Below are 9,690 nucleotides of genomic sequence, written 5' to 3' on the forward strand. Positions count from 1 at the left end.
GTCATCGACGGCGGGGTGGACGCCGACCATCCCAAGCTGCAGGGCCAGGTCCTACCCGGCGCCGGCGTCGGGCCGGACGCGGCCCCCGACGGGCGTCGCGACGACGATCCCGACGGCCACGGCACCGCGATGGCGGGCCTGATCGCGGGGCGCAACGACAACGGCCGGCCGGAGGTGCGCGGCATCGCTCCGGGCGCCCGGATCCTGCCCGTCTCGACCGGTGCCGAGGCGGACTCGGCGGAGGTCGCCCGCGGCATCCACCGGGCCGTCGACCTCGGCGCCACCGTCATCAACCTCTCCCTCGGCGCGGGCGGGGCCGCGACCCCCGACGAGCGCGAGGCGGTCGCCTACGCCTTCGCGCACGACGTGGTCGTGGTCGCCTCCGCCGGCAACGTGGAGACCGGCGACCACGAGATCAACTCACCGGCGAACATCCCCGGCGTCGTCTCGGTGACCGGCTCGACCGCGCGGGGCGACTTCTGGCAGGGCTCGTCCCTGGGCTCGCAGGCCGTCATCGCCGCCCCGGCCCCGGGCATCCGGGCGCCCGTGCCGACCCGGGTCTCCCCGGACGGCCTGGACACCGGCTCCGGCACCTCGAACTCGGCCGCGATCGTCTCGGGTGTGGTCGCGCTCATCCGGTCGGCCCGGCCCGACCTGGACGCGCCCAATGTCATCGAGCGGCTCATCTACACCGCGCGGGACGCCGGGCCGCCGGGCCGTGACGTCGAGTTCGGCTTCGGCATCGTCGATCCCGCCGCGGCGCTGACCCGGCCGGTTCCGGTCGTCGGCGCCAACCCTCTGCTGGCCGCCCCGACCCGCTGGGGCCTGGCCGGCCAGCCACCCGCCGACGCGGACCGCGCCGCCACGCCCCCGGACGCGGCCGCCAGCGCGGCCGCCGGCCCCGACCCCGACCGCGGGCGAGCCGCGGGCACCGGGCCGGGCCAGGACCGCGACAGCACCGCCGCGGTGGCCGCCGGTGGCGACGGCCCGGCGACCGGGAGCGCCGCCGGCCACGGATCGGGGGGCCATCGCGGCGTCGCCCGCGCCACGCTGGCCTGGGTCGGTGGGCTGGCCCTTGCCGTCTGGCTGGGCGGCCTGTTCGGCGTCGGCGCGCATCTGCTGTCCGCCCGGCGAACCACGACGGGCCGAGGGCCGCGCGGCCACTCCTAACATGGCCACATGACACACGCGCTCCTGGACGAGCTGTCCTGGCGTGGACTCATCCACGACAGCACCGATCCCGCCGAGCTACGGGAACACCTCGACGGTGGCAGGCGGCGCTGCTACATCGGTTTCGACCCGACCGCCCCGTCGCTGACCATCGGCAACCTGCTGCCCATCACGCTGCTGATCCGGGCCGCCCGGACCGGGCTCGGTGCCGTCACCCTGTTCGGGGGCGGCACCGGCCTGATCGGCGACCCGTCCGGCAAGTCCGCCGAGCGCACCCTGCTCACCGTCGAGGACGTGCGGGCCAACGTGACGCGGCACCGCGAGATCATGGAGACGATCTTCGGGCGGGCGTTGGCCGCCGAGGAGATCCCCACCTTCGTCGACAACGGCGACTGGCTCGGCGGCCTCGGCATGATCGAGTTCCTGCGAGACGTCGGCAAGCACTTCCCCGTCACCGAGATGATCAGGCGGGACTCGGTCCGCCGCCGCCTCGACGACCCCGACGTCGGCCTGACCTACACCGAGTTCAGCTACTCACTGTTGCAGGCGTACGACTACCGCCGGCTGTGCGAGGACCATGGCGTCACGCTCCAGATGGGAGCGTCGGACCAGTGGGGCAACATCGTCGCCGGGATCGACTACGTGCGCCGCGTGCTGCGGACCCAGGTGCACGGGCTGACCTGCCCGCTGCTGCTGCGCGCGGACGGCACGAAGTTCGGCAAGTCGGAGAAGGGCGCGGTGTGGCTGACGGCCGACCGCACCTCGCCCTACACGCTGTACCAGTTTCTGATCAACCTGTCAGATGAGGAGGCGCGCCGGTTCGCGCTGTTCTTCTCGCTCACCGACCGCGAGCCGCTGGAGCGGCTGTTCGCCGAGCATGCCGAGGCGCCGGGCCGCCGCGCGCTGCAGCGCCATCTCGCCCGGGAGATGACCGCGCTCATGCACGGCCAGCCCGCCGTCGACGCTGCCGAGGCGGCGTCCGCGGCGCTGTTCAGCGGCGATGTGAAGGCGATCGGGGCGGACCTGATCTCGGACGTGTTCGCCGACGTGCCGACGGTCACCGAGCCGCTGGCCCGGCTCGCGGCCGACGGCGGCTGGCCCGTCGTCGACCTTCTGCTCGCCACCGGCCTGGCCAGCAGCCGTCGCGACGCCCGCGAGCACCTCGGCAACCGCGCCGTGCTGGTCAACGGCGACCGGGTTGACGCGGTGGCCACCGTGACCGAGAAGGACCTGCTGCACGGCTCGGTGATCCTCGTCCGCCGCGGGCGTCGCGAGTGGCGAGTCGCCCGTTTCACCTAGGGGGCGGGCGGCCCGACGAGCAGCCCCTTGATGTAGGCAGCGTGCTCGTCGGCCACCGCCTTCTTACCGCGGGCGCGGGAGAGCACCGTGCGCCCGGCGTACCCGGCCACGAGCATCGAGCGCATCACGTTCACCCGGGTCGGGGCATTGTGCTTGCGCAGGTAGCGGACCATGGACGCGCCGCGCATCTGGAGCATCCAGGTCTTGCCCGCGCCGCTGCCGCCGGCGCCGTGCGGCACCAGCAGGTCGGTGTGCAGCTTCTGGCGCAGGCCGGCCTCGCGGATCGCCCGGCCGAGCGCCATGTCCTCGTTGTAGACGTAGAACGTCTCGTCGAAGCCGCCCAGCTCGAGGAACGTGGAGCGGCGCACGGCCATGCAGGCGCCGGTCAGCCACTCGGGGTTCATCGGCCGGCCGGGGGTCGGGCGCGCGAACAGCGCCGAGGTCGGCGCCACCTTGTGCGCGCCGAGGACGTGCAGCAGCACGCGGCGCGGCGTCGGCTCCCAGCCGCCGTTGCCGAGTTCGGGCCGGTCGTCGTGGCCCTTCATCGTCGCGGCGCTGGTGACCAGCTCCGGGTCGGCGAGCAGGTCGTCGACGAGCACGTCGATGACGTCGACGGTGGGCCGGCTGTCCGGATTGCCGAGGACGATGTAGTCGTACCTCGACGATCGGATGCCCATGTTCGCGGCCTTCGCGAAGCCCTTGCCGCCGCCGGAGTCGAGATAGCGGGCGTTCGGCCGATCCACGAGCAGCTCGTCGACCCGGTCGACACCCTTGGCGTTGTCGATGACCACCACCGGCATGTCCAGCGGCAGCGTGGCGAACAGTTCCTCAAGTTGTTCCCGGCTGTGATAGCTGACCAGCACGAGCTCGTACTGCCACGTGGACCGCTTGGGTTGGTCGACCGACACGGCGGCACGCTCCTCACTACGTGTGTTCACGCGAGATTCCGATGCACCGTACGGCCCCGGCTGCCGACGGTACTTGCCTGCGGGCCTCGGTTCAGCTGCCAGCCGACGTCAGCGCACTGGACGAGGTGGCCGAGCCCGTCGAACCTGTCGAACCCGCCGAACCCGCCGGGTCGGCCCCGTCCGGCGCACCGGCGCCGGACGGCGGGGCAACCGGCTGGCGATCCGGCTTCGGCCACACGGCCGGGCGGTCCCGGGCGGCGAAGCGGCGCACCCCGCCGAGCGCGACGGCCTGCAGGAAGAAGACCTGCGCGACCAGCCGGCTGGGCCCCGGCGGTGTCCGCCCGGTCATCAGCGCGGCGGTGCTCGCCGCGCCGGCGGCGTTGCCGGCCAGGAACACCCGGGCGGCCCAGCTGTGGCGAGCAGCGGGGACGGCCATGGCGACGAGGACGACATGCGCCACCGGCCCGAACGACGAGCGGACCAGCCGGTGCCCCCACAGCTGCGGGGTGACCGGCAACGCTCCCGGCACCAGCGTCGCCCGGCGGCGCCAGAGCATGTCCAGGTTGCCGGCGACGATCCGGGTCCGCCGCTCCCACTCACCGGTGTAGTCGGGGGCCGCCGACTCGATCGAGTACGCCTCGGGCTCGTAGACGACCCGCAACCCGCCCTCGAGGATGTCGAGGGCGAGCCAGGCGTCGTCGACCGCCGTGTCGGCGGGCAGCGGCCGGAACGCCTGGCGGCGGAAGGCCAGCATCTCGCCGACGACGCCGATCGTCGCACCCGTCGCCGATTCGCAGCGCTTCAGCCACGACTCGAACTTCCAGTAGAAGCCCTGGGCGCCGTCCGGGTCGTCGACCTGCTTCTCACCCGCGACCGCGCCGACAGTCTCGTCGGTGAAGTGGCGGGCGGCGGCACGCAGCGCGCCGGGTGCGAGCACCGCGTTGGCGTCGGTGAGCACGACGATCTCGTGGGAGGCGGCGGCGACGCCGCGGTTGACCGCGCGGGCCTTGCCCAACCGCTCGCCGGAGGACAGCACCCGCACGCCGGTCCGGCGCGACGCCTCGGCCGTCTCCGGGTCGTCCGCGACGACGATGACCTCCATCGGCCCGGGATAGTCGGTGCCGGCAAGTTCATCCAGCTTCGTCCCGATGACCGCCGATTCCCGGTACGCGGAGACGACGACACTCAGTCCCGGCCAGATCTCGGGCTCCGGTGGTGTCGCCGGTTCCAGGCCACGGCTGCGCAGTCCGATATAAACCGGATACAGAACGTGACCGTAAACAGTTACGGCTCCGAGCGCCGCGACGGCGGCTCCTCGACCGATGGTCCGGGCACCTGTCATGACTGTAACCGTAGCGTTCCACCGGCATGCCACGGCGAACGGCTCCGGGCCCGTCGGAACACGCGATTGGCCCCATGACGCTGCGCGGCCGTGATGCGCGGCTCTGACCTGCACCGCCGTCCGATCCGCGGGGACCACTAACCGGGACACGACGGCCCGGTCGCCCCGGCGACGTTGTGCGGCCACAACCACGCATCGACATTCGGCGGCCATACGAAACCGCCCGGTTTATTCACGTGCATGCGATGTCATCGTGACCGTATGGCCACGCCTTGGATTCCATCACCGGGCGACCGGGCGGACCCTCCCCCATGTGGGTGAACCCGGGTCGTTAGAGTGGGACCGGTGAGCGACTCCACGCGCTGGATCGTCGTTGTCGAGGAACCGTTTCTCCCGGCGGACGCCGGCGGCCGGGTGGAGACATTCAGCTTCCTCACTGCGGCCTCCGCGGCCGGTATTCGGATGCAGATCCTGGTTCCCTCGCGCGAGGATCTGGACATCGCCGCCTACGAGGAGGCGGTTCCCGGCTCGGCGGTGATCCGGCTGCCTCGGGACGACAGCCCGCGCGCCCACCTGACGTCGAGGCCGTTCATGCACGCCTCCCGACCGGTCGGCCCGCTGCGGCGCGCCCTGGAGTCCACCCCCCCGCGGGCCGATGCGGTGATCAGTTACAGCTGCCGGTCGTCACATCTCGGCGAGGAGATCGCCCGAATCTGGAAGCTGCCGCACCTGGTGCGCGCGCACAACGTCGACTCGGAATTCTTCCGGGTGCTGGCCCGCAGCAGCTCCGGCCCCCGGGCCGTGGCCTACGAGCTCGAGTACCACAAGCTGCGCCTCGCCGAACTGGCGATGCACCACTCGCCCCTGGTCACCTGCATCGCCGACATCTCGCTGGAAGATCACGAGTGGCGGCGCACCCGGGCGAGCGTGCCCACGTTCCACCTGCCGCCGTTCCTGCCCGTGGGTGCGCTGCGGGCGACTGCCTCCGCCACACCGGCCACGGCGGCCGGCACCGCCGTCGACCAGCGGCTGATCTTCGTCGGTTCGCTGGACACCCCGACGAACATCGAGGCGCTGCGCTGGTTCCTCGGGGGATGCTGGCCGACGATCCGGGCCAACCATCCGAAGTCGACCTTCCAGGTGGTGGGGCGGCGCCCGGAGGACGGTCTGGCCGCGTGGCTCGGCGGCTTCGACGGCGTCGAGCTGCACACCGACGTGCCCAGCGTCGCCGGTTACCTCACCGCGGCGACGTTGTCGGTGAACCCGATGCGCTCCGGCTCCGGCGTGAACATCAAGGCCATCGAGGCGATGGCGACCGGTGTTCCGGTGGTGAGCACCCCGACCGGCAGCCGCGGGCTGGGCTGGACCCCCGGCGTCGATCTGCTGGTCGCCGACGAGCCGAGCGCCTTCGCCGCCGCCGCGTGCGAGCTGCTGGACAACCCGGGGCGAGCGGCCGAGATCGGCCTCGCCGGCCGGGCCTTCGTCCGCCGCGAGCTCGACCACGCGGCGCTGATCGGCCGCATCCAGGAGCACCTGACGCCGTCCTGAGTGGCGGGGCCCCCCGTCAGAGCAGGGCGTGGAAGCGGTTCTGCGTGGGCTCCAGGCCGTCGGTGATGAGCATTTCAGCCGCGTCGGCGGCATGCTCCAACAACAGTGGCAGCTCGCGCCGCTCTGCCGTGCCGAAGTCCCGCAGCACGAAGTCGGCCGCGTCCATTCGGCCCGGCGGGCGACCGATGCCGACCCGGACCCGCAGGTAATCGCGGGTACCGAGGGCAGAGGAGATCGACCGCAGCCCGTTGTGGCCGTTGTCCCCGCCGCCGCGCTTGAGCCGGATCGCCCCGAACGGGATGTCCAGCTCGTCATGCACGACGATGACCCGGGCCGGATCGACCTTGTAGAAGGTGCGCACCGCCGAAACGGGCCCACCGGAGAGGTTCATGAAGGACAGCGGGCGGGCAAGGACCGCACGCGCGCCGGCGAGGCGGACCTCGGCGACGTCCGCCCGGGAGCGGTGCGACTTCAGCCGCGACCCGGCCCGCTCGGCGAGCAGGTCGACGACCATGAAGCCGGCGTTGTGGCGGTTACCCGCGTAATCCGGGCCCGGATTACCCAGTCCGACGACGAGCCACGGCCCGTCGTCGGTCGGCACGTTCGTCATCGACAGCTCATCTGCAGATCATCGGCAGGTGACGGGAGACGAGGAGCTCGACAGGGAGAGCCGTCCGCCTCAGGCGGACGCGCTCGCCACGCCGGCCTCCTCGGTCGCCTCCGTGGTCTCGCCGAGCTCCGCGTCCTGCTGGGCGACGGTCCGCTTGGCCAGGCACTGCACGACGACCAGGTCGGGCTCGGCGTCGAGCTCGGCGCCCTCGGGCAGCGGGAGCTGGCGGGCGAACACGGCGGTGCCCGGCTCCAGACCGGTGATGTCCACCTCGATGGCGTTCGGCAGCTCCGACGCGTCGGCCTTCAACGCAATCGAAGTGACCTGCTGGTCGATCAGTGTGTCGGGGTGGGGCTCCCCGATGACCTGCACGGGGATGTCGGCAACGACCTTCTCGCCCCGGTTCACCAGAACCAGGTCGATGTGCTCGAAGCTGCCCCTGATCGGGTGCCGCTGGACGTCCTTCGCGAGCGCGAGCTCGGTGCCGTCGGCAAGCTCGAGCGTCAGCAGGACGTTCGTACCGGCGACGGTCTTGAAGGCGTGCATCAGGTCGTGTGCGGGCAGAGCGATGTGGCGCGGCGGCTTGCCGTGACCGTAGAGAACAGCGGGAACCTTGCCGGCGCGGCGGGTGCGACGAGCACCGCCCTTGCCAAACTCGGTGCGCGGCTCCGCGGCGATGCGGACCTCGGACATGGCGGCGCTCATCCTTTCCAGAACATGGGATTCCATCGCCGGAGGGCGGGAGAACCACCGCGGCGCGGTCCTTCACAGTACCGGACGCTTCGCGGAAGGCGGACGACCACCCCGGTCTGTCAAGCCCCTGCGCGGACGCGGGCCGTCACGGCGGCGCCGGTCCCGGCCGGGACCGCGGCGTCAGCGGACGTCGGGCCCGCGACGAACCCCGCCGACGGCCGTGACATTCACCTGAGCTGGCAGGTCGGGGCGCCCGAGCGCCCGCCGGGCCCGTTCCAGCACGGGGCCGCACACCTGGCCGAGCATGCCGGGCACATCGGTGCCCCGCGCCACCCGCACCGCGATCTCCAACGACGGTTCCTGCCGGCCCCGCAGCTCGACCCGCGCCCCCCTGACGCCCGTTATCCCGGCCACGTCGTCCTCGACGGCGTCGGTCAGCGCGGTCGCCGGCAGGTGCACGTCGCCGAGCTCATCGTGGGTCACATCAAGCCCGTGGGACCTGTCGGTGCGGAACTGCTGCGCCAACCAGACCAGCGCCAGCAGGGCGATCAGCCCACAGGCGACCCCGGCAACCAGCCAGAACCAGCCGTGGTCCGCGGCGAAATCACGGGCGTCCGGGTCGAGCACCGGTCGGTCCGCCCGGTCGTCTCCGAACACGCCGACCCCGACGAGCAGCGCGACCACGCCGACCGCGGTGAACAGCAGACCCAGCGCGGCGAGGACAACCTGGTTGCGCCGGTCGGTCGACGGCGTGCGCGGCCCGAGCCCGGTCACGCCTCCCCGCCTCCCCGCCTAGTCGCGGCACCCACTCTGGAGCCGACCGGACCACCGGGCTCGACCGGACCACCGGGCTCGACCGGACCACCGGGCTCGACCGGACCACCGGAGCCGACCAGACCACCGGGCTCGGTCCGACCGGCACCCTCGGAAGGCCCGGCGTACCCGCCCGGACCGCCCCGACCAGCCGGGCCATCATGCCTAGCCGGCCCGTCGCCACCAGCCAGTTCGTGCCGGCGACCGGCCGACGGCGTGGTGGCCCGGACGATCAGGTCAGGCGGCTCGGCCAACGAGAAGGCGTCGAGTTCCTCGCGCAGCACGGCGCCGACCCGTTGCGACGCACCGATCACGGTGCGGGGACGCAGGCGCAGCCGGACATCCGCGGCCCGCCGGTCCACCCGGACCCGGGCCCGCTCCACCCCATCGACGGCGAGTGCCGTGGCCCGCAGGTCCCGGGCCAGCCCGCGCCGGTTGACGAAGACCCCGACCCGCGGGCAGTCCCAGCGGGTACGCAGCCGAGCGGGCGTGCCGCGCCGGAACGCAGTCCCTATCAACAGCAACCCGACCAGCGCGACGAACCCGGCGGCCAGCAACACCGGCCCCGCCGACCAGGCGGTGTCACTCAGGTAGTCCGCCCAGCTTCGCTGGTCGATCAGGATGTACCCGCCGCCAGCGGCGGCAGCGACGATCTCGATGACGGCGATGACACCGGCAACCGCGACCAATGCGGCGAGCAGTCCCGAGACGATCCGGCGTCCCATCCGCACGATGTCCACCCCCCGTCACGTTAATCCCTGCCCACTACTCGTGCCCAGTTGCGTACGAACAGACACCGCTTCTTCCCGTCCCGTCTCTCCGCCTTGCCGGGAGGTGAAACGAGCTCGGAGGCGGCGGAAGGGGCCGATCCCGACACCGCGGACGAACCGTCGGGATCACCGCGGGTGCGTATCTGACCTCGATCAAGGGATGCCAGGGGGACCCGGACAGCGGGGCCCCTGCTGTTTGACGGCTGGGATCTCCTTCGGCTGAGTGCCGTCGACGACGAACGCTTCCGCCGGCGAACATCCCGGACGGGCAGCGTGGTCGCCGTCCTCGGAGTGTGTGCGGCCCTCCGGCCGCAACCCACGCCATCCTTCGACTCACTTCCGCGCCCCACTGCTCACATAAACCTCATACAGATCGGGTGATGCCGATCCTGGTCATATAGCGGTCAGCGGATGCTGGAGGTTAATCACGGTTCGCCGGCCCGTGACCGTCATCAGGCTCCAGCAATTCCCAGCGCAACCGGCTGGGGCGCACGGGAGGAGGGAGTTGGGGCGCCGGGTGCCGGGCGGGAGCCAGAC

The 9,690-nt window shown here is 72.2% G+C and carries 9 protein-coding genes; 3 read left to right on the top strand and 6 right to left on the bottom strand.

Annotated features, from left to right (window positions below; genetic code table 11):
• Both NBZ85_RS21845 and tyrS read left to right on the top strand, forming a co-directional pair.
• Positions 1-1,170, top strand: a 1,170-nt coding sequence (locus NBZ85_RS21845) for a S8 family serine peptidase (RefSeq protein WP_261562512.1), incomplete at its 5' end; no start/stop codon positions are given.
• A gap of 9 nt (positions 1,171-1,179) precedes the next feature.
• Positions 1,180-2,469, top strand: a complete 1,290-nt coding sequence (gene tyrS, locus NBZ85_RS21850; RefSeq protein WP_261560614.1) for a tyrosine--tRNA ligase — start codon at positions 1,180-1,182, stop codon at positions 2,467-2,469.
• On the opposite strand, the gene NBZ85_RS21855 is transcribed toward tyrS, so the two are convergent.
• A complete protein-coding gene (locus NBZ85_RS21855; protein WP_261559079.1) occupies positions 2,466-3,377 on the bottom strand; it encodes a glycosyltransferase in 912 nt (303 codons plus the stop codon). The genes tyrS and NBZ85_RS21855 overlap by 4 nt on opposite strands.
• A gap of 91 nt (positions 3,378-3,468) precedes the next feature.
• Positions 3,469-4,719, bottom strand: a complete 1,251-nt coding sequence (locus NBZ85_RS21860) for a glycosyltransferase family 2 protein (RefSeq protein WP_261559078.1) — start codon at positions 4,717-4,719, stop codon at positions 3,469-3,471.
• A gap of 345 nt (positions 4,720-5,064) precedes the next feature.
• Between NBZ85_RS21860 and NBZ85_RS21865 the strand changes: the two genes are divergently transcribed.
• Complete coding sequence (locus tag NBZ85_RS21865; RefSeq protein WP_261559076.1) at positions 5,065-6,267, top strand: glycosyltransferase; 1,203 nt, start codon at positions 5,065-5,067, stop codon at positions 6,265-6,267.
• Positions 6,268-6,283: 16 nt separating this feature from the next.
• Here the strand turns inward: NBZ85_RS21865 and pth are convergent, their stop codons facing one another.
• From pth to NBZ85_RS21885, 4 genes are all read right to left on the bottom strand, one after another.
• Positions 6,284-6,877 carry an aminoacyl-tRNA hydrolase gene (pth, locus tag NBZ85_RS21870; protein WP_261559075.1) on the bottom strand — a complete coding sequence of 198 codons (594 nt, stop codon included), beginning with the start codon at positions 6,875-6,877 and terminating at the stop codon, positions 6,284-6,286.
• Positions 6,878-6,946: 69 nt separating this feature from the next.
• Positions 6,947-7,570, bottom strand: a complete 624-nt coding sequence (locus NBZ85_RS21875; RefSeq protein ID WP_261559073.1) for a 50S ribosomal protein L25/general stress protein Ctc — start codon at positions 7,568-7,570, stop codon at positions 6,947-6,949.
• A 180-nt stretch (positions 7,571-7,750) separates the two neighbouring features.
• The gene (locus NBZ85_RS21880; protein WP_261559066.1) at positions 7,751-8,344 is read right to left on the bottom strand and encodes an Asp23/Gls24 family envelope stress response protein; all 594 of its coding nucleotides are present in this window, start codon (positions 8,342-8,344) and stop codon (positions 7,751-7,753) included.
• Positions 8,341-9,123 (bottom strand): DUF6286 domain-containing protein, encoded by a 783-nt coding sequence (locus tag NBZ85_RS21885; protein ID WP_261559065.1) that lies wholly within the window; start codon positions 9,121-9,123, stop codon positions 8,341-8,343. Before NBZ85_RS21885 ends, NBZ85_RS21880 begins: the two co-directional genes overlap by 4 nt.
• Positions 9,124-9,690 lie beyond the last annotated feature (567 nt).

This window comes from Frankia tisae, assembly GCF_025403405.1.
GTDB lineage: Bacteria > Actinomycetota > Actinomycetes > Frankiales > Frankiaceae > Frankia > Frankia tisai.